A 19144-nucleotide genomic window follows, 5' to 3' on the forward strand; every position below is an offset into this window, starting at 1 on the left:
GGGTGCGTTTAAGACCGTCACCCCCGCACCTATCCCTGCTGCCATGACCAAGCCCTCACGGTCCTCGACTGTCAAGCATTCTGTTGATCACCCTGAGTCGCCCACGCTCGCGCCACGCGGCTTCGTCCAGGTTCGCGGCGCACGGGAGCACAACCTGAAGAATGTCGACGTCGACATTCCCCGCGATGCGTTGGTGGTGTTTACCGGCGTGTCCGGTTCCGGCAAGTCGTCGCTCGCATTCGGCACGCTGTACGCGGAAGCGCAGCGGCGTTACTTCGAGTCGGTCGCGCCCTACGCGCGGCGGCTGATCGAGCAGGTCGGTGCGCCCGACGTCGATGCGATCGAAGGCCTGCCGCCGGCGGTCGCCTTGCAGCAGCAGCGTGGCACGCCGAGCGCGCGTTCGTCAGTGGGCAGCGTGACGACGCTGTCGAGCCTCGTCCGGATGATGTACTCGCGAACCGGCAGCTACCCGCCGAAGCAGCCAATGCTGTATGCGGAGGACTTCTCGCCGAATACGGTACAGGGCGCCTGCCCGACCTGCCATGGGCTCGGCCGCGTATATAGCGTGACCGAACGCTCGCTGGTGCCCGACGACTCGCTCACGATTCGCGAGCGCGCGATCGCGCCATGGCCGCCCGCTTGGCACGGCCAGAATCTGCGCGACATACTCGTCACGCTCGGTTACGACGTCGACACGCCGTGGCGCGATCTGCCGAAGAAAGACCGCGACTGGATTCTGTTCACCGACGAACAGCCAACGGTGCCGGTCTATGCCGGCTTCACGCCGAAGGAGACGCGCGCCGCCCTCAGGCGCAAGGCAGAGCCCAGCTACCAGGGCACGTTCACCGGCGCGCGCCGGTACGTGTTACATACCTTCGCAAATACGCAGAGCGCGTTGATGAAGAAACGCGTGTCGCAGTTCATGATCGGCGGCGAATGTCCGTCGTGTCACGGTAAGCGTCTGAAGGCGGAAGCACTCTCGGTGACATTCGCCGGTATGGATATCGGCGAGCTGTCACAGCTCCCCATCGCTCGGCTCGCCGCGTTGCTCGAACCCGTCTCGCGCGGCCAGTGGCCGTCTTCCAGCACATCTCCCGACGGCGCGATTTTCGACAGGAACAGTCGGCGCAAGGCGACCGCCAGACGTGTCGCGGCCGGCGGACAGGCTCACCAGGGGGCGCCTGACGTGCGCCGTACGCCTAACCTGTCCGACGAGAAGCGTGTGGCAGCGCAGCGGCTCGCGATCGAACTGCTCGAACGTCTGAAAACCTTGATCGACCTCGGTCTCGGCTATCTTGCGCTGGACCGTGCGACGCCAACGCTGTCCTCCGGAGAACTGCAACGGCTGCGGCTCGCGACGCAGTTGTCGTCACAACTATTCGGCGTTGTTTACGTGCTCGACGAGCCGTCTGCCGGACTGCATCCCGCGGACGGCGATGCGTTGCTCGAAGCGTTGCAGCGCCTGAAGGCTGCGGGCAATTCCCTGTTCGTGGTCGAGCACGACATTGGCGTGATGCGGCGCGCCGACTGGCTCGTCGACGTGGGCCCGGATGCCGGCGAGGCGGGCGGACGTGTGATCTACAGCGGACCACCCGCCGGCCTTGCAGATGTCGAAAACTCGCGCACACGCCGCTACCTGTTTGCGCAAGGCGAGTTAGAGGCGCAGGCGAGCGAGGCTGCGACCCGTCCGCGCCGCGAGTCCCGCGGCTGGCTGCGGCTCGAAGACGTGACGCGCAACAATCTGCACAATCTTGCTGCGGATTTTCCACTGGGTTGCCTGACCACGGTAACGGGCATCTCGGGCTCCGGCAAGTCCAGCCTCGTGAGCCAGGCGCTGACGGAGCTTGTGGCGGAACATCTCGGGCGCGCAGCCGATCTTGCCGAAGACGACGAAGTCGACCCGCTCTTTGCCACCCTGCCCGTCACGACCGACGGGCGGATCACAGCCGGCATGGACAAGATCAAACGTCTCGTGCGCGTCGACCAGAAGCCGATTGGCCGTACGCCGCGCTCGAATCTCGCGACCTATTGCGGGTTGTTCGACGCTGTGCGCAAGCTGTTCGCCGCGACTCCCGCTGCACGCAAGCATCGCTACAGCGCCGGCCGGTTCTCGTTCAACGTCGCGCAGGGGCGATGTCCGACGTGCGAGGGCGAAGGCTTCGTGATGGTCGAGCTGCTGTTTTTGCCCAGCGTCTACGCGCCCTGCTCGACCTGTCAGGGCAGCCGCTACAACCCGCAGACGCTCGAGATTCGCTGGCGCGAGCGCAATATTGCCGAGGTGCTGGCGATGACCGTGGACACCGCATGCGACTTCTTCGTCGACGAGGCGCAGGTGATGCGCTCACTGACTGGGCTCCGTGATATCGGCCTCGGCTATCTACGGCTTGGTCAGCCGGCCACCGAGCTCTCCGGAGGCGAAGCGCAACGCATCAAACTTGCGACCGAGTTGCAGCGTGCGCAACGCGGGGATACGCTCTACATCCTCGACGAGCCGACGACCGGTCTGCATCCAGCCGACACCGATCGCCTGATGGTGCATCTGCATGGGCTCATCGATGCCGGCAATACTGTGGTGCTGGTCGAGCACGACATGCGTGTCGCGGCGCAAAGCGACTGGATCCTCGACATCGGCCCGGGTGCGGGAGAAAGCGGCGGGAGGATCGTTGTGAGTGGCGTGCCGGAGACGGTGGCGCTCGCCGTGGACAGTCGTACCGCGAGCTATCTGCGGGCCGTGATATTTCGTTGATTTCGTTGATCTGGTGGGTCGGCGGGGCACGCCGAAAACGCTTTGATGGGACCGCGTTCGGCCACGAGCCGTCATTGGCTCACATCAACCATTCGACATCCGGGAGGCAGTTCGACTCCTGAAAGCGGTCGCCCAAGGGCGAACTTGGACGATTGCTCATTTTTGATGCGGAGAAGCTACTGCCCTTGACGCAGCGCATTAGCACCATCGCCGCGATCGGCGCCGCCCTCACCTTTTCCGCCTCGCCCGCGTCAGCGCTCGGCGTCCTCGCCTACGGCGACGAGCCGGTGGGTGATCCCGGCGGCGTCGTGCAGGATCTGATTTCGACTGAGTTCGAGCGCTTTTTTAGTGCTGCCGGGACGGTCCTGGTGATTCACTACGATACGGTACAGCTGGGAATGGACCGCGTGTGCCACGCCACCGTCGGCATCAGCGCGGCACCCGAGGCCGGAGCCACCGCACGGCTTCCCGCTTGGCGTTTCAACGCGACCCGCTTGATCCGGAACCATGGGAATGTTGACGTGGCTGGCAGACGTGAGTGCCTCACCAGCGCGATACACGAGGCCGCACGAAACATGATGCAGGTGCCAATCCCCGAGTTGGCAACGCGCAGCAAGGCCTCGCTTGTCGGGGCGCGCAACGCCAAGCGTGCCGGACGGGACATTTGACGGCCCCCGGCTGCCCGGCCTTGACTTCGAGCCTGCCCCTGTAGATTGGATGTATATTCCATCACCCCCGTGCTTCCGATGCAGGCCCACCCCACGCAACTCAGCCTCTTCGATGAAATCGCTCGCGCAACCGTCGCGCGGTCGCCGGCTCGCCCATTGGTGCTGATGGCCTGCTCGGCCACGAAGCTCAACCGCCCTGCCCCGCCATGGATCTGTATCGCGGCGTCATGTATGAAACGTTTCGCGCGCATGTGCGAGCTGATGCGCAGCCCCAGGTCATCATCCTCTCCGCGCAGCATGGCTTTATCCGCCCACCGCTCCTCGGCCGCGCGTATCACCCGACGGTAGTGCATGCCACCGGCGAGGAAGACCGGGCCGACCCGGTCGGGCCACGCCGCACCGGCCATCGCCGTCGACAGGCCCGAGAGCATGATCTCCGCGCGAACCGCGGTCATACGGGCATCGTAGGGGGCAATCTCCGCATCCGGCTGGCGCATAAGGTTGGTGCTGGCAGTGCGCCGACGATCATGGAAACCAGCGGTGGCACCGGGATGCAGCGCTCCCACCTCGGCCAGTATCTGGCCTAACCAATGATGCCAACCAGACACAGCGGCATGTTGGCAAAAGAAGCGGCGACCCGGTCGCCCTTGAGTTGCTTCCTCAACACGGTCTTACCATGCCTCGTTAACACCATGCACCTGAAATACAGTTTTCGCCAAGTCGATACCAACGGTCGTGATCTTCATGTCGAACGCTCCTCCTTCTTACAGTAGGTTACGCAACCCTTCCACTATCGCATCTCTGACGCGATTGGGTTGTGAGTTGGGGGCGTCCATACCAATGGATCCCGGCGTGCCCAATTCAGGCACTAAATGTGGTCCACCACATTTAGCAGAGGTTCCTTGGTTAGCGGTCGCGGCCGCTGCGTATGAACAGCCCCTGCGGAGAGCACGCGACCGGTAGCCAAAAAACCGTTTGTGCTAAACCGCTCCACGGGCGGTAGCGTCTATGGGCATTGAAAGGTCGCCGCGATGATCCGGCGCGATCCACACGCGTAAGCCGCCCACGGGACTGCGGTGAAGTGAGGATGGCGATCGTGCGATGCCAGTGTAAGGGTGGACATCGCGAGATGAATCGGGCAGCTTTCAGACATTTCCATGCAGAAAGACCTGGATGGAGCAAGCCCGGGCGCGTTGCCCGCAGGAATAATGGACACGTGGTCGAGGGCAATGCCAACAGATCAGTGAACATGGTGAGGGGCGGCGCACGCGGAAGTGCACCCGGCAGGAACGTTTCGATGCATACCATGTGACCCTTGGCGCAGATGGGGCAATCGTGTAGCGACCTGCCGGTGAGTCGCTGGTAACGGTCACGGTAGTCGTCCATGACGCTGGAGGTGTCGTCCGCTGGGGCCACGACGCCGAGCAGCCGGCGGCAGGCGGCAGGCGGCAGGCGGCAAGCTTGGCTGCTCGGTGGCGATTGGCCAGCAGGCCGTAACTGCGGATGTGCTTGAAGCCGTCGGGCAGGACGTGCAGCAGGAAGCGGCGGATGAAATTCGTCGGCCGCGAGCGACATGGTCCGGCTTGCGGCCCCATGTTTGTAGTCCTTCCAGTAGGCTGACCAGAACCATGACGCGGGTGTCCGCTTTCGAGAAGGCCACGAGTCGCTCAGGCATTCGCATCCTGATCGTTGCCGTCCCGTTCGATGCCTCGTTGATGCGCCGCCTTCATGGGCGCAGATTTGCCTTGTTCAGCCATCGCGGCATCAACCGGGTCGTCGCGCTGGCGCATCAGCCAGTAAACGATGCCAAGCGCAACCAATGCAGCCGCAAGAGCGGCGATATGCGCGGGCGGCGTGGCCGGGTCGAGAATGATGAATTTGCGCGCTATCGCCAACAGGGCAATGAGGATGACGGTCTTGACTTGGACAATGTGGTCGCGCCGCACCATAACCCTGGTGATTGAATGCTTGAATTCCATTGCGATCAGCAGTGTCATGACCATGCCGAACACCGATTGAAACGTCCCATGATCCAGCGGGTTCAGTGCGCCCGACATAAGCAACATGGCGACCGCGCGTATCAGTTGCCAAAGCGATACGACAATGATCACTGAAACCACTGCGCTCAGGATGTGGGCAACGATCTGCTCGAAGCGCTCATAGAAGCTCAGAACGCGCCACTGCAGCCGATATGCATCGAGATCCTTGCGCAGGCCGCCTCTTTCATTCCTCATGGTTCACCCTTCCAGATAGTTAGACATCGACGGAGCGGATTGAGAGGGAAGCCGGGGGCATGAGCCTCTCCGGGCTGGGATTAGGGCTTCCTTAACATATTAGGGTGCGGAATCCGCAAAGTCATTTAAAATTCCATATCCGGCTTTTGATATCGGCACGCCGTGCACACGCTCGCCCATCCAGCGGCGCAAGGACGAATGCGCCATCGGCCGGCCGAAGAGAAGGCCCTGCGCAAGGCGTACTCCCTGGCAATAAGCCTAGCCCGCTGGTCCTCGGTTTCCACGCTCTCGGCTATGTCTTGACCTTTTCGATGCGACTCGGCACTGCAACGCCGGGCTCCGCAACGCGCGAGGTCGTTGTAGACATCGATCCGCTAGCAGAGCATCCGCCGCATGACATTGAGAGGTACCACGTGCTCTCCGCGCCGAGTCGCGTTCATGTTCCTCAGCGCACCACCGAAGGACTGGCGGAGGCGCTCGCCAATGGCACACAAACGCGTGCATTCGAGAAGCTTCTGGAACGCTTGGCGGAACATCAACTCGTCAAGCTCGCACATGCCATGAGCATTACCCTTGCGCCGTGCTCGACCATGTCGCCACTTGAGGCGCGAGCATCGATCGACAAGGTGCTCGACGGGCAGCCGCAGCAAATTTGGCGCATGGTCACGTTCGTGGTTCAGGGCTTGAAGGAAGCAATGATCAAGGGAAACTTGGAGGCCATTGTCCCGGTGCTTGACGGTCTAATTGCCCATGATGCTCAATCGGCGAGCGGCTTGTCGCGGCAGGCCGACGCGACTTTGGTCTTGGCCAAAGCCGCATTGGGCGCGCAGATAGAAGAAGACTGCGCGGCAGGATTGCTCACAGAGGTGCGGATCGCAGAACTCATGGGTAGAGGTCCGGGCCTCCACATCGTGGGCCATGCTGTGCTGGCTCCAGTGCTTGAAGGTCTTGGTGTGGCCGCGTAGGTGATTACAAGCCGTCAACACAACGCCCACATTACCGACTCACGGTAAGTTCTGTATCGCTGGCACCCTTGGTATGGTCGCAGGGCATGGATTTTCAACACGGTCACGAAGAATGGGGAGATCGTTCTGCGCTGTGCGCTGGACTCGCGCGAGCGGTCGCATCGGGGGAGGGACGGCGGCCCTGATACAGGTGGTTGATAAATTGCTGCGGTGTAGCGCCGCGCAATTCCCCGAGCGAGACGCCGAGCAAGCTGCAGAGCGCCGGATTGGCGTCATCGATCACGAGATTCCTGTCGAAGACACCAATGCCTTCGTCAACGGCAAGAAAGAGCGCATGGAGATGCTGCTTTCTCTCATTCAGGCTGCGGGTCACCACTGCTTCCCGGTCTGCCGGCAAGGCCAGATTTTTGATGGCCTTTGCCTGGCGGAACTGGAAGTAGACAATAAGCGCAGAAATGGCGCTCGCGAGCATGACAATCACCATCAGTCTGCTCCGGTACGCCGCCAAGGCCTCATGCACGTTGTAGCCCACCACCACGGCGAGATCGCCCCGTGACAGCCGTTGGATGCCGAATATGCGCTCGATGCCGTCGATGGGGCTCTCACCAATGACTTGCGCGTCTCCGGGCCCGGAGAGGGCTTTTCGGACTTCGGAGCTTGCCGGCACGAACTGCCCAGGCGTGGCGCTCGACCCGCTCGAGCGCGCCCGGAATATAAAGTCTTCAGTGCCGAGCACCCCGATCACGCCTTTGTTACCGAGGTAAATACTCTTGTAGACATTGGTTAGCGAGAGCGGATCGAGCGATACCACCACGACTCCGCGGAAACGCCCGTTCGGCGCGACGATGCCTTTGGATAGCTGCACCACCCAGCGTCCGGAGATGCGGCCGACCAGGGGCTTGCTCACATACAGTGTCGGCCGGGGATTGTCGATGTGAACGCGAAAATGCGCGCGGTCGGATAGGTCCAGCGGCTCAAACGCTGGATTGGTGGAAGCCCTAATGCGCCCTGTCTCGTCCAGGACCGCCGTCTGCAGGAACGGCTCGGTGGCGAGATCGCCGTTGCGGGTCCATTCTGCAAGCGGCAATTCAGGGCCTAGCTCAATCACAGCACCCCCGATCAGTGAGGTCAATTGGTCCGCTTCCATCATCGTTCGTTCGACACTCTGGCCGATCGCGAAGGCGAGCCGACTGGCATCGGCATTGATTCGGCCGATGGAGGTACCTCTGTCCCAGCCTGCCCACAACGCTACGGCGACCCAGATGCCTACAATCAGTGCGATGGCGGTCCCCAGGGGCATGAACAAGCGCTGCCGGATGGCGGCAGCCGCTGCGGGCCGATAGGTTTCCAGTCTCATGGCGTTCGGTTTGATATTAAGGTGTGAATGCGAGGCGCGACGGACGCACTAGCGGCGGAAACCCTCGGGCAAAAAGCGTATGAGACGCAGGTGGGGCTTAACTATGCGCAGCCTCGAAAGCCGATCGTCGCACAGGCGGCCGAACGCTGTATCGGCTTTGCCATGTGCAACTGATGCGCGGCTGTTCCTATGTTTCTTGCGCCTCCAGGGCGCAATCGGCATGCACTAAGTGTGGAGTCGGAAACAGTACCAGTTGCAGCAAAACCGACAGTATCAGATGGCTTTGTTAGTTCCTCCGTTGGTGTGACGGCCACTCTGAGGCCTTGCCGCGAAAAAAGGCGGACGCAAGCACGCAGGCGCCTCAGGAGACGGGCAAGCGCCGGCCGAGGCATTGAAGCGGCAGTTGCAGGAACTGCGCTAATTTTCGGCTGGGCTTCCAACTGGACGAGACGGGGCTGCTGGCAGCGGCGCAGCCAGTTCTCACGTCCTATGCCTGGCCGGGCAATGTGCGCGAACTCGAGAATATCTGCGAACGGATGGCGGCGTTCTTCTCCCAGTGGGAAGACAAGGAAAAGATCGCCTTCGACGAACTGCACCATGACTGCCCGGAACTCTATAGCCCCAATGCTGGCCAGACCGACCAAGGCGGCGCCGGACAGCCGCGCGAGCGGGCACTGACGGTGCTGGCACTATGCGGCGGCAATCGCCAGGAGGCGGCCCGTCGCCTCGGCGTCAGCCCGCCACGCTATAGCGCTGGCTGCGGGAAGCTGACACAACGGCTGCGGCTATTCCCCCGTGAACGCTGCCGGCCGCCGCTGCTGAAAGTGTGCCACGCCTTCCTTGAAATCCGCGCTCTGGATGCTTAGGAACATTTCCTGGTTGGCATCCATAATCGCCTCGCCGAGGCTTTGATACGGGGTCTCCCACAGTTGCCGCTTCATCACGCGAATCGAGCGCGGCGACACATTGTCGGCGAGATCGCGCGCGTAGCTGTGCGCCTGGGCCAGGAGCGCATCGGGCGGCGTGATCCGGTTGACCAGTCCCATGCGCAGCGCCTCTTCAGCCGTGACCTTGCGCGACGACAGCAGCAGATCCGCAGCATGCCCCGGGCCGACCACGCGCGGCAGTATCCACGCGATGCCGTGCTCGGCGATCAGGCCCCGCTTGGCGAAGGCGGTGCTGAAGACCGCAGTCTCGCTGGCGAAACGGATATCGCTGTAGAGCGCCATGATCAAGCCCAGCCCGGCGGCCGCGCCGTTGACGGCGGCAATGATTGGCTTCTGTACCGCCGGGAAGTAGGAATAGCGCGTTTGGTAATCGGCGCGGCGGTTCATATCAAAGGGGCGCATCCACTTCTCCTCCCGAATATCGCCCGGAGGTAGCACTTCCAGCTCATCCATATCCATGCCCGCGCAAAACCCGCGCCCGGCGCCGGTCAGGACGATGGCACGCACGTCGCGATCGCAGTCGGCCTGTTGCATTGCCTCGCGGATTTCCGCCTCCATGATCCGGGTCAGCGCGTTGAGGCGATCGGGGCGGTTGAAGGTGATCTTGGCGACCAGGTCGCTGACTTCATACTTGACTTGCTCGTAGGCCATGACTGTGTCCTTGTGGTTGCATGCGCGTTGTGGTGTTCAGGCGGGAAGCTGGATGGCGCGCGGTTCGACGAATTCCTCGAGTCCGGCGACGCCGTTCTCGCGGCCCACACCGGATTGTTTGAAGCCGCCGAACGGCGCCAGCGAATTGAACCGGGCGCCGTTGATGTCGACCTGGCCGGCACGCAGGCGCGAGGCCACCGCCATGGCTTGCTGCGGATCGCTCGACCAGACCGCGGCCGCCAGTCCGTAGACGGTGCCGTTGGCAATCGCGATGGCCTCCTCCAGCGATTCGTAGGTCATCAATGTGAGTACCGGGCCGAACACCTCCTCCTGGGCAATCCTGGCGTGCGCGCCGACATTTCCGAGCACGGTAGGCGGCACGAAATAACCTGCGGAGGGTTGTTCGCTGGCATCCCGCCCGCCTGCGATCAGTTCGGCGCCTTCGGCAAGCGCGGCGTCGATGTAACCCAACACGCGCTCGCGTTGCTGCGCGGACAGCAGAGGCCCGAGCGTGGTGGCCGGCGCCATCGGGTCGCCCATGACATAGCCGGAGATGCCCTGCCGCAGCAGTTGCACGCAGGTTTCGTAGTGCGTGGCTGGTACCAGCAAGCGTGTGGTCGCGGTACAGGTCTGTCCGCTATTCAGGAAGCAGGCGCCCAGCGCATGGCGCATCGCCAACGGAAGATCCGCGTCGGGCAGCACCACGGAAGCCGACTTGCCACCAAGTTCGAGCGCTACCCGCTTGATGCCCGCGCCCGCCACACTGGCTACGCGCCTGCCAGCGGCGGTCGAGCCGGTGAACGACACCATATCCACGTCGGCATGGGCGGCAAGCGTCTCGCCCACCACCACGCCTTCGCCCATCACCATGTTGAAGACCCCGCGCGGCAGGCCGGCGGCTGCGGCCGCGCGCACCAGCGCGAACGCGGCTGCCGGCGCCAGCTCGGACGGCTTGAGCACCACCGTGCAGCCGGCAGCGAGCGCTGGCGCCACCTTGGCCGTGATCTGGTGCAGTGGATAGTTCCATGGCGTGATGCACGCCACCACGCCGGCGGCTTCCTGGGTAACCACCGAATGCCCGATCTTGCTGCTGAAGTTGAAGCGCTCGGCCAGGTCCGCATACGTCGCCCACGCGGCCACCGGTCCTTGTACCTGGATGCGCCGCGACAGCTTGAAGGGCATGCCGACCTCGCGCGTGATGGCTTCGGCCAGGAAGTCCCCTCCTGCGCCAGCAACGCGCCAATGCGGCGCAGCGCGGCCGCCCGCTCGGCCACCGGCGTGCGCGACCAGCCTTCGAAGGCCAGTTTCGCCGCGTTCACCGCCGCGCAGGCTTCGCCCTCGCCGGCCAAGGCAACCTCGGCGAGTGGCTGTTCTGTGAAGGAGTCCAGAAGGGTCAGGCTCGCACGCGGCGCAAAATCTCGCGACGCGCCATCGATATAGGCGTGCTGATAGTAATGCATTGAAACTCGAATCGGAATAAAGAAGTGTCCACACCGGCTGCGGACTGCGCACACAGGGTGCGGGCGCAGTCCGCGCGGTTGGCGTTAAGCCGCGGTTTCGCGTTCGCGGCGACGGCGGCCGCGAGCATCCAGGAAGCCACGCATGATTGCCTGGGGTTCGCCGGTGGCATATTCGTCGCGGTGATAGCGGATCACCGCGGCACAGGCCTCGTCAAATCCGGGCTGGGTCAGCACGCGGAAACGCTCCTTGGTCAGCCGCACGGCATTGACGGGCAGCTCGGCGAACTCACTAGCGATCTCCATCGCCTTGGACAACACTTGCCCCCGCTCGGCCAGGACATTGAGGATGCCAAGCTGATAGGCGCGCTCGCCCGTGATCAGGCGGCCGAGCAAGGACATCTCCACATTGTGCGACCGGCTTAGGAACAGCGTCATCAGGTAGGAGCCGAGAATGCTGGCCAGGCCGACACGCACTTCGGGCTGTCCGATCGACATGTCGGCAAAGCCGACGCGGATATCGGCCAGCAAGCCGATCTGGAAACCGGTGCCGGCTGCGGTGCCGTTGAAAGCCACCACCAGCGGCTTGTCAAGATTGCGCACGGCCTGGAACATGGCACGCTGGTGCCTCATCCAGCCTTCCACTTCCTCGGTCTTAAAGCTGGCCGCCTCGGCCAGGTCTTGCCCGGAAGAGAAAGCGCGATCCCCGGATCCGGTCAGCACGATGGCGCGGATGGCGCCATCGGCATTGAGGTCTTCCAGCGCGGCGATCAGTGCATCGCGCATCGGGCCGCTGATGGCATTGAGCGACTCGGGATGATCGAGCGTCACCAGGGCTATCGCTTGCCGGCGTTCGACGCGCACGTACTGTTTCATCGTGTTCATAGCTTCATTTCCTCAACGGTTTTTGCTGCGTGGGGCGCTACCGCTCACGCTGACGGAGTGGGCATGCGGCTGGCGCTCGATCAGGGCGTCGACGATCACTACGCCTTCCCCGCGGAGCGGACCATCACAGGGTTCAAGTCGATCGAAGCGATCTCGCCACCGCTGCGCTGCATGACCGCTGCAACGGCAACCACCGCATCGCACAGTGCCATTACATCCATCGGGGCTTCGCCGCGCACGCCGGCAAATAGCGGCGCCACACGCAGCCGGGAGAGCGCCGTGCGCACTTCCGCGGCGTCGAACGGCGGCACCAGCAAGCAGAAGTCAGGCATGGCTTCGATGTACTTGCCGCCGTCGCTGACCATGATCACTGGCCCGAACACCGGGTCGGTCTTGCCGCCGATGGCAAACTCGCGGCGGCCGCGCTCCATCCGCGCCACGATCACGCCGCCCCACGGCACCCCCAGCGTGGCCATGCCGTCGCGGCAGGATTCGAAAGCGCTGCGCACGGCGTCTTCGCTGTTGGCATTGAGGAAGACCAGCCCATACTCGGATTTGTGCGGCAGGGCTTCGGAACACGCTTTCACCGCTACCGCGCCGCCCAGTTGCCGCCAGGCGGCAAGCGCTTGGTCCACGTCGTGGCACACCCGGTATGCGGCCACCGGCAGCCCGGCGCTAGCCGCTACGGCCAGGCTGTCGGCTTCGCTGAGGAAAGGCGCGGCGCCTTCGGGCAGCACGATGCCTTCGCCATCTGGCGCTGCGGGCAGCACCGCATGCATCAGCGCGAAGTGGCGCGAGGCCTGGTCCAGCGCCAGCATGGCTTGCCGTTCACTGGTGAAGGTGACCAGGCCGCGCCGCCGGAATGGCGCCAGCGCCGACGCCAGGGTGGCGGTCACCACCACGGTCTTGCCGGTCGCCGCCTCGAAGGCCGCCGTATCTTCGGCGAGGCGCTCTAGGTCATAGCCGGCGCCCGCCACCGGCAGGCTGATCAGGTACAGATCGCCCGCGGGATCCTCCCCCAGCGCCCGTAGCACGCCGCCCAGCGCGCCGCTGTTACCGAGCAGCGCCGTAGTAAGATCGATCGGATTGGAACACGTCGCAAATGACGCCAGCGCCTCCTTGATCCGCTCGCGTGTGGACGACGCCAGCTCTCCCAGCTGCAAGCCCAGTTCGTCCGCCATATCCGCGCACATCACGCACGACGAGCCGCTATTGCTCACCACTACCAGTCCGCGCCCGAGCGACCGCGTGCCCTTGAGGTACAACTCGGCCACATTGACGATACTCGCAGGATCGGCCACGCGCCAGATAGCATGGCGGTGCAGGAAGGCGTCCACTACGCCATCTTCATTGACCAGGGCGCCGGTGTGGGACTGCGCCGCCGCCATGCCGCTGGCGCTGCGCCCAGCCTTGAGCATGACGATGGGAATCCCCTTGCGGCGCGCCTGCGCGGCCGCCGCCACCAGCACTTCGGGATCTTGCAGGCTCTCCATGTAAAGCACGATCAGCTTGATCGCCGGGTCTTCGGTGACAACCTGTGCCAGCTCCGATACGGTCGTGTCGGCCTCGTTGCCGGTCGCCAGTACATAACGCACGCCTACCCCGCTCGCGCAGCAAGGTGTACAGGGCAGCGCTGGTGGCACCGCTCTGGCTGACGATAGCCACCGGCCCGTCTTGCGGTGCCAGTTGCGTGAACATCGTGCTGAAGTTGGCCACGGCGCCGTTGCTGAAGTTGGCGAGACCCTGGGAGTTGGGGCCGACCAGGCGCATCCCGGCGCGCGCAGCCACCTGGGCCAGTTCGGCTTGCTGCTGGAGGCCGTCTTCACCGGTTTCGCCAAAGCCGGAACTAAGAATGATGGCCGTGCGCACGCCTCTGGCGGCGCAGGCGCGCACCGTGGTTGCCACCGCGGCGCCGGCTACCGCCACGATGGCAAGATCGGGCGCCTCCGGCAGCGAGGCCACATCGGGGTAGCAAGGCAGGCCTTGCACCACGCTGCGGGCGGGATTGACCGGGTAGATATTGCCGGCATAGCCGAAACGCCGGAGGTAGTCGACGGGCCGGCCACCCACCTTGTCCGGATTATCCGATGCGCCGATAATGGCAACGGACTTCGGTGCCAGTGCGGCAGCGAGAGAGCTTGGGTCTGGTATCCATATGCATTGTTAGTTGTGATGCCACGTCGGCGCAGCTCAGTCGGCGCTGACGCCCGCTTCCTTGACCACGCAGGCCCATTTGGCGGTTTCGGTCTTGATGTAAGCGGCAAACTCGGACGGAGTGTCACCAATAGCATCCGCGCCTTGCGACTGCATCCATTTGCGCATCTCCGCGTCGCGTAGGATGGCAACCAGGTTCTTGTTCAGTTTGTCGACGATGGAGGGCGGCGTGCCTGCCGGCGCGAGGATGCCGAACCAGGCGGTGGCCTCATAGCCCGGCAAGCCGGCCTCCGCCATGGTCGGCACATCAGGCAAGACCGGCGAGCGCTTGGCGCTGGTGACGGCCAGTGCGCGCAACTTGCCACTCTTCACATAGGGTGCGACGGAACTGTCGAACATCAGATTGATCTGCCCGGCAAGCAGGTCCGACACTGCCGGCGCGCTGCCTTTATACGGCACGTGCAACATCTTCACGCCGGCCATGCTCTTGAACAGCTCGCCCGACAGGTGAATGGTGCCGCCCGTGCCCGATGAGCCGAAACTCAGCTTGTCAGGATTTGCCTTCCCGTAGGCAATCAGTTCGGACACGTTTCGCGCCGGTATCAACGGATTGACCACCAGGATATTCGGCACTTCGGCCACCAGGGTGATGGGCGCGAAATCCTTGATGTGGTCATAGGGCAATCGCTTGTACAGGCTTGCATTGATCGCCTGGGTCGCGGCCGATCCCATCAACAAGGTGTAGCCATCGGCGGGCGATTTGGCGACCACCTCGGCACCGATGTTGCCGCCGGCGCCGGCACGGTTATCGACGATGACCGACTGCTGCACCCGCTCCGACAGCGCCTTGGCGACCGCCCGCGCGAGCAGGTCGGTCACACCGCCCGGGGTGTAGGGCACCACCAGCCGGATCGGCTTGTCGGGATAAGCGGCGTGCGCCTGCACCGCGGCCAGGGGCAACGCCGCAAGGACTACCATCGCGCGCAGCAGACAAGGAGGAATCTTCATTTTGGGTTGTCTCCGATATGTTTTTTGTTTGGCGTTGCCAGAGCTTTACGCCTCTCGGCAGCAAATACCCGGCGAGTTTAGCAACGGCGCCGCCATGCTCCTATAGAATCACCGGGATACCAGATATACAAAATTCAAATGGGATACGCGTATGGAACTCAAGGCGCTCCGCGCTCTTGTCGAAGTGGCGGAGTTTGGGAATATCTCGCAGGCGGCGGTCGTGCTCGGGCTGACCCAGCCGTCGCTGAGCCGCATCATCGCCACCCTGGAGAGTGAGCTGGGCGGCCCGCTCTTCTACCGTACCGGGCGCGGCGTCACGCTGACCGAACTGGGAGAGGCTGCCCTACCCAGGGCAAGAAGCATGGTGGTCAACGGCGAACAGCTCGTAGCAGATATGCGCGATTTGGGCCAGGCGCCATCGGGCGTGGTAACGCTGGCGCTGCTGCCTTCGGTGATGCGCGGCATCGCCGGCGACCTGTTCGAGGTAGTGCGCCGGGTGTACCCGGCCGTGCGGCTGCGCATGCTGGAGGGCTTCAGCGGCCAGATCGAAGAGTGGCTGGCAGAAGGCCGCGCCGACATCGCGTTGCTCAGCCGCTATCGGCATGCGCAAGCGAGCGTCGAAGAAGTACTGACCGTCTCGCAATTGATGCTGGTAGGTATGCGAAACAGCGAGAGTGGTGGCAAGACGGTGCGCTTCCGTGAACTGGACGGGCTGCCGCTGGTCCTCCCGGCGAGCCCCAACGCTTTACGCGTCGCGGTCGACGACGTGGCGCGGCGCCTGCACGTGGGGATCGACGTGGTCATCGAGGCAGATTCGCTGGAGGCGCAGAAGTCGATCATCAGCCGTCAGGGATGCTACGCCGTGCTTAGCCCGCAGACCGTCGCCAAGGAAGTTGCCGCTGGCCAGTTCGAGGCGCGCCGCATTGTCGATCCGGAGCTGCCGCGGCTAGTTGTGCTTTCCACCACCACGCATCGGCCACTCAGCCGCGCGGCGCGGGAGGTGGCGCGCATCGTGCGTCGCCTGATCGGCGAGCCCGAGGCTGAGTCCGCATAGTGCGGCGGTGCATGCAAAAAAAGGATATCTGATATAGCGCGCACTCTCTATGGCTGAACTCCGGCAATCCCTACACTTGCCGGCGCGCCTCCACAGAGAGGCGAGCATCTATCCATGGAGACGACCTTGAATGCCTTAGCTTCACTCCGGAGCGCTCTCGTACTGTCCTGTGCGCTCGCCGCAGCGCCCTTGGCCAATGCACAGCCCAGCTATCCCGACAAACCAATCAGGATAGTGGTGCCCTTCCCGCCAGGCGGCCCGACCGACTCGATGGCCAGGCTCGTAGCCCAATACCTCGGACAGCAATTGAGCCAGTCCGTCATCGTCGACAATCGCGGCGGCGCGGGCGGCAATATCGCCACCGAGGTGGCGGCCTCATCTCCAGCCGACGGTTATACCCTGTACTTCGGTACCACCGGTACGATGGCCATCAATCCGTCCTTGTACCGCCACCTCAAGACCGACCCGATCAAGGCCCTCGACTCTGTCGGCTCGGTAGCATCGACACCCAATCTGCTGGTCGTCTCGCCAACCCTGCCGGCCAACAACATCAAGGAATTGATCGCGCTTGCCAGGCAGAAGCCGGGCTCCTCACCTTCGGCTCCGCGGGTAACGGCAGTTCGAACCATCTGAGCGGCGAGTTGTTCAGGTCGATGGCAGGCATCGATATCACGCACGTCCCATACAAGGGTACCGGCGCAGCGTTGACCGACCTGTTCGGCGGCCGCATTTCCATGTTGTTCGACACCGTCGCCAACCAGGTCCAGTTTATCGCTTCGGGCAAAGTCAAGCCGATCGCCCTGACCGGCGCCCACCGCTCCGAGGCCCTGCCCCAGATCCCGACCATCGCCGAATCCGGACTACCGGACTTCGACGTGACGATCTGGTTCGGCGTATCCGCGCCCAAGGGCACCCCGCCCGAAGTCGTCAAGCTCCTGAACCTGCGGCTGCAGAAGGCGCTCGCCATGCCGGAAGTCAAGTCAAAACTGTCTGCACTCGGCGCGCAGCCGATGCCCGGCACACCCGCTGACTATACCCGGCTGATCCAGGCCGACACGGCTAAATGGGCCAAGGTGGTCAAGCTAACTGGTGCCACGCTGGACTAATGTGGTTTTTTCAAATAAGTCTGGTACGGGGCAACCGCGCCAGGCAGGAGTGAGGATATGACACAGAATGCCGTCGAAGTGACCGTGACGGACGCGGTCGCGCTGGTCACGCTGAATCGGCCCGAGCGAATGAACGCGGTGAATGCGGAACTGCGTGCCGGGCTGATTGCAGCGCTTGGCGACCTCAACCGGCGCGACGACGTGCGCGCCGTGGTGCTTGCCGGCCAGGGCTCGCGCGCCTTCTGCGCCGGTCAGGACCTGAACGAGGCCGCAGCGATGGACTGGAAGCAGATTGCCAGCTGGCTTACCCATCAACGGGCTACGTACCAGGCGATCCGCGACCTGGACAAGCCTTGCGTTGCCGCGGTGCAAGGGGTGGCAGCGGGCGCGGGCCTCCAGATCGCGCTGTGCGCAGACTGGCGCATCGCCACGCCGGAAAGCCGCTTGGGCCAGCCCGAGGTGAAAGCCGGCCTGGCCAGCATCGTGGGCTCCTACCTGATGACCCTGCATGTCGGGCACACGCATAACGCGCAGCTTTCGCTGTCAGGCGACCTAATCTCGGGTTCGCGCGCCTATGAGATCGGCCTGGTCACCGAGGTTTGCGAAGCGGATCAGTTGATGACCCGCGCCCTCGCGCGTGCGCAGGCGATGGCAGCACAGCCGCCAACGGCGATCCGTATGTCAAAGCAGCGCCTGCGGGCCATGAGCCAGCCGGGCTTCGACGAAGCCTGCGTGGCAGGCATCCGGGCTCAACTCGAGTGCTATGCCGATGGCGAGCCGCAGCGGGTGATGGCTGAGTTTATTGGGAGGCGAGCGGGCAAAGTTTGATAGGTTGCGGCGGGGCCATCGTCGATAGCCCCGCCCTACAGTTCGGCCGTATGGATCCCGCCCGGCCGCGGCCGGATCAATCCACCCGAATATTGCTCTCCTTGATCAACCGGCCAAGCCGCTCCGATTCCATCCTGACCTTCTCGCGGAATTGCTCCGGGTCGCTGGCAATGACATTGAAGCCCTCACTCTTGAGCCGCGCGTTGATGTCCGCGAACTCCAGCGTCTTGCGCAGGCTGGCCTCGATCTTCGCCAGCACGTCCTTGGGCACGCCCTTGGGCACCATCATGCCGACCCATGAGTTCGCCTCATACCCCGGCACGAACTCCGCAATGGTCGGGACATCAGGCAACTGCGGCACGCGCGCCTGGCTGCCGATGGCGAGCGCCCTGACCTGGCCGCTCTTAACGTATTGCATCACTACCGGAAGCGTGGTGACCACATAGTTGATCTCACCGCCGAGGATTGCAGTCAGCATCGGGCCGCCGCCCTTGTAGGGAACGTGAGTGGCGGAGAAATTGGCCTGCGAGGCAAACGCCAGTCCGTACAGATGGTTGGATCCCCCCACGCCGGAGGATCCGTAGGTTACCTTGTCCGGATTGGCCTTGGCGTAGGCAATCATCTTCGGCACTGTCTGCGGCGCGAAATTCTTCGCGGTGGCAAGCAACATGGGGGCGCTCACCATCAGGCTGATGTAGTCGAACGAACTGAAGGTATCGTACTTGATGTTCCTGTAGAGATGCTGGTTCACTGCATGGGAGTCGAATACCATCAGCAGCGTGTAACCATCGGCCGCAGCCCTGGCCGCTTCGTAGGTACCGATCGTACCGCTGGCACCACCCCTGTTGTCGATGATGACGTTCTGGCCCAGGTACTCCGACAGCGTCGGGCCAATGATCCGCGCAACATGATCGACCGAGCCGCCAGGCGGGAACGGCACGATCAAACGGATGGGCCGGCTGGGGTAGCTTTGGGCCCCTGCCGTGGCAGCGAACGACGATAGGATGGCCGCTGCCAGCAGCATCCGGACTTTTCCAGGCTCGTTCATGATCTGTCTCCTCCTTGTTGTGTGGTGACGTCGCGC

14 protein-coding genes and 4 pseudogenes are annotated in these 19144 nt (G+C 63.6%); 8 read left to right on the forward strand and 10 right to left on the reverse strand.

The features are described from left to right. Nucleotides 1-43: 43 nt before the first annotated feature. From OMK73_RS02550 to OMK73_RS02560, 3 genes are all read left to right on the forward strand, one after another. On the forward strand, nucleotides 44-2746 hold the full coding sequence (locus tag OMK73_RS02550; protein ID WP_267600553.1) for an excinuclease ABC subunit UvrA: 2703 nt from the start codon (nucleotides 44-46) through the stop codon (nucleotides 2744-2746). A gap of 185 nt (nucleotides 2747-2931) precedes the next feature. Further along, nucleotides 2932-3414 carry a hypothetical protein gene (locus tag OMK73_RS02555; RefSeq protein WP_267600554.1) on the forward strand — a complete coding sequence of 161 codons (483 nt, stop codon included), beginning with the start codon at nucleotides 2932-2934 and terminating at the stop codon, nucleotides 3412-3414. 206 nt (nucleotides 3415-3620) lie between these two features. Further along, the gene (locus tag OMK73_RS02560; RefSeq protein ID WP_267600555.1) at nucleotides 3621-4001 is read left to right on the forward strand and encodes a hypothetical protein; all 381 of its coding nucleotides are present in this window, start codon (nucleotides 3621-3623) and stop codon (nucleotides 3999-4001) included. Between the two features lie 670 nt (nucleotides 4002-4671). Here the strand turns inward: OMK73_RS02560 and OMK73_RS38695 are convergent. Together OMK73_RS38695 and OMK73_RS02575 are read right to left on the reverse strand one after the other, a co-directional pair. Then, nucleotides 4672-5025 (reverse strand): annotated as a pseudogene (locus tag OMK73_RS38695) (transposase); the annotation flags it as partial. A 56-nt stretch (nucleotides 5026-5081) separates the two neighbouring features. Next, nucleotides 5082-5648 carry a phosphate-starvation-inducible PsiE family protein gene (locus OMK73_RS02575; protein ID WP_267600556.1) on the reverse strand — a complete coding sequence of 189 codons (567 nt, stop codon included), beginning with the start codon at nucleotides 5646-5648 and terminating at the stop codon, nucleotides 5082-5084. A 299-nt stretch (nucleotides 5649-5947) separates the two neighbouring features. On the opposite strand from OMK73_RS02575, the gene OMK73_RS02580 reads away from it, so the two are divergent. Beyond that, complete coding sequence (locus OMK73_RS02580; protein ID WP_267600557.1) at nucleotides 5948-6613, forward strand: hypothetical protein; 666 nt, start codon at nucleotides 5948-5950, stop codon at nucleotides 6611-6613. A 103-nt stretch (nucleotides 6614-6716) separates the two neighbouring features. Here OMK73_RS02580 and OMK73_RS02585 read toward each other — a convergent pair whose 3' ends face one another. Continuing rightward, on the reverse strand, nucleotides 6717-7970 hold the full coding sequence (locus tag OMK73_RS02585; RefSeq protein ID WP_267600558.1) for a PAS domain-containing protein: 1254 nt from the start codon (nucleotides 7968-7970) through the stop codon (nucleotides 6717-6719). 506 nt (nucleotides 7971-8476) lie between these two features. Between OMK73_RS02585 and OMK73_RS02590 the strand changes: the two genes are divergently transcribed. Beyond that, entirely contained in the window at nucleotides 8477-8836 is a 360-nt protein-coding gene (locus OMK73_RS02590) for a helix-turn-helix domain-containing protein (RefSeq protein WP_267600559.1), read from the forward strand. Here the strand turns inward: OMK73_RS02590 and OMK73_RS02595 are convergent. The 6 genes and pseudogenes from OMK73_RS02595 to OMK73_RS02615 form a co-directional block, all read right to left on the reverse strand. After that, entirely contained in the window at nucleotides 8756-9568 is an 813-nt protein-coding gene (locus tag OMK73_RS02595) for an enoyl-CoA hydratase (protein WP_267600560.1), read from the reverse strand. The genes OMK73_RS02590 and OMK73_RS02595 overlap by 81 nt on opposite strands. A gap of 36 nt (nucleotides 9569-9604) precedes the next feature. After that, nucleotides 9605-11028: pseudogene (locus tag OMK73_RS02600) on the reverse strand (aldehyde dehydrogenase family protein). Between the two features lie 84 nt (nucleotides 11029-11112). Next, nucleotides 11113-11910, reverse strand: coding sequence for an enoyl-CoA hydratase/isomerase family protein (locus OMK73_RS02605; protein WP_267600561.1), 798 nt, complete (start codon nucleotides 11908-11910; stop codon nucleotides 11113-11115). Between the two features lie 98 nt (nucleotides 11911-12008). Then, a complete protein-coding gene (locus tag OMK73_RS02610; protein WP_324291641.1) occupies nucleotides 12009-13736 on the reverse strand; it encodes an acetate--CoA ligase family protein in 1728 nt (575 codons plus the stop codon). Beyond that, nucleotides 13660-14067 (reverse strand): annotated as a pseudogene (locus OMK73_RS38055) (CoA-binding protein); the annotation flags it as partial. The gene OMK73_RS02610 and the pseudogene OMK73_RS38055, both read right to left, overlap by 77 nt. Before the next feature lie 33 nt (nucleotides 14068-14100). Further along, nucleotides 14101-15072, reverse strand: a complete 972-nt coding sequence (locus OMK73_RS02615; RefSeq protein WP_420715437.1) for a Bug family tripartite tricarboxylate transporter substrate binding protein — start codon at nucleotides 15070-15072, stop codon at nucleotides 14101-14103. 151 nt (nucleotides 15073-15223) lie between these two features. Between OMK73_RS02615 and OMK73_RS02620 the strand changes: the two genes are divergently transcribed. From OMK73_RS02620 to OMK73_RS02630, 3 genes and pseudogenes are all read left to right on the forward strand, one after another. Further along, on the forward strand, nucleotides 15224-16126 hold the full coding sequence (locus OMK73_RS02620) for a LysR family transcriptional regulator (protein ID WP_267600562.1): 903 nt from the start codon (nucleotides 15224-15226) through the stop codon (nucleotides 16124-16126). A 270-nt stretch (nucleotides 16127-16396) separates the two neighbouring features. Continuing rightward, nucleotides 16397-17232: pseudogene (locus OMK73_RS02625) on the forward strand (Bug family tripartite tricarboxylate transporter substrate binding protein). A 57-nt stretch (nucleotides 17233-17289) separates the two neighbouring features. After that, on the forward strand, nucleotides 17290-18060 hold the full coding sequence (locus tag OMK73_RS02630) for an enoyl-CoA hydratase/isomerase family protein (RefSeq protein WP_267600563.1): 771 nt from the start codon (nucleotides 17290-17292) through the stop codon (nucleotides 18058-18060). 76 nt (nucleotides 18061-18136) lie between these two features. On the opposite strand, the gene OMK73_RS02635 is transcribed toward OMK73_RS02630, so the two are convergent. Further along, the gene (locus OMK73_RS02635) at nucleotides 18137-19108 is read right to left on the reverse strand and encodes a Bug family tripartite tricarboxylate transporter substrate binding protein (protein ID WP_267600564.1); all 972 of its coding nucleotides are present in this window, start codon (nucleotides 19106-19108) and stop codon (nucleotides 18137-18139) included. Nucleotides 19109-19144 lie beyond the last annotated feature (36 nt).

Origin of the sequence: Cupriavidus sp. D39 (assembly GCF_026627925.1) — a bacterium.
GTDB lineage: Bacteria > Pseudomonadota > Gammaproteobacteria > Burkholderiales > Burkholderiaceae > Cupriavidus > Cupriavidus ulmosensis.

Excerpts from the sequence above, each read along its gene's own strand:
- OMK73_RS02550 (WP_267600553.1), top strand. The coding sequence starts at position 44 with ATGACCAAGCCCTCACGGTCCTCGACTGTCAAGCATTCTGTTGATCAC.
- OMK73_RS02560 (WP_267600555.1), top strand. The coding sequence starts at position 3,621 with ATGGATCTGTATCGCGGCGTCATGTATGAAACGTTTCGCGCGCATGTG.
- OMK73_RS02575 (WP_267600556.1), bottom strand. The coding sequence starts at position 5,648 with ATGAGGAATGAAAGAGGCGGCCTGCGCAAGGATCTCGATGCATATCGG.
- OMK73_RS02585 (WP_267600558.1), bottom strand. The coding sequence starts at position 7,970 with ATGAGACTGGAAACCTATCGGCCCGCAGCGGCTGCCGCCATCCGGCAG.
- OMK73_RS02595 (WP_267600560.1), bottom strand. The coding sequence starts at position 9,568 with ATGGCCTACGAGCAAGTCAAGTATGAAGTCAGCGACCTGGTCGCCAAG.
- OMK73_RS02605 (WP_267600561.1), bottom strand. The coding sequence starts at position 11,910 with ATGAACACGATGAAACAGTACGTGCGCGTCGAACGCCGGCAAGCGATA.
- OMK73_RS02615 (WP_420715437.1), bottom strand. The coding sequence starts at position 15,072 with ATGAAGATTCCTCCTTGTCTGCTGCGCGCGATGGTAGTCCTTGCGGCG.
- OMK73_RS02620 (WP_267600562.1), top strand. The coding sequence starts at position 15,224 with ATGGAACTCAAGGCGCTCCGCGCTCTTGTCGAAGTGGCGGAGTTTGGG.
- OMK73_RS02630 (WP_267600563.1), top strand. The coding sequence starts at position 17,290 with ATGACACAGAATGCCGTCGAAGTGACCGTGACGGACGCGGTCGCGCTG.
- OMK73_RS02635 (WP_267600564.1), bottom strand. The coding sequence starts at position 19,108 with ATGAACGAGCCTGGAAAAGTCCGGATGCTGCTGGCAGCGGCCATCCTA.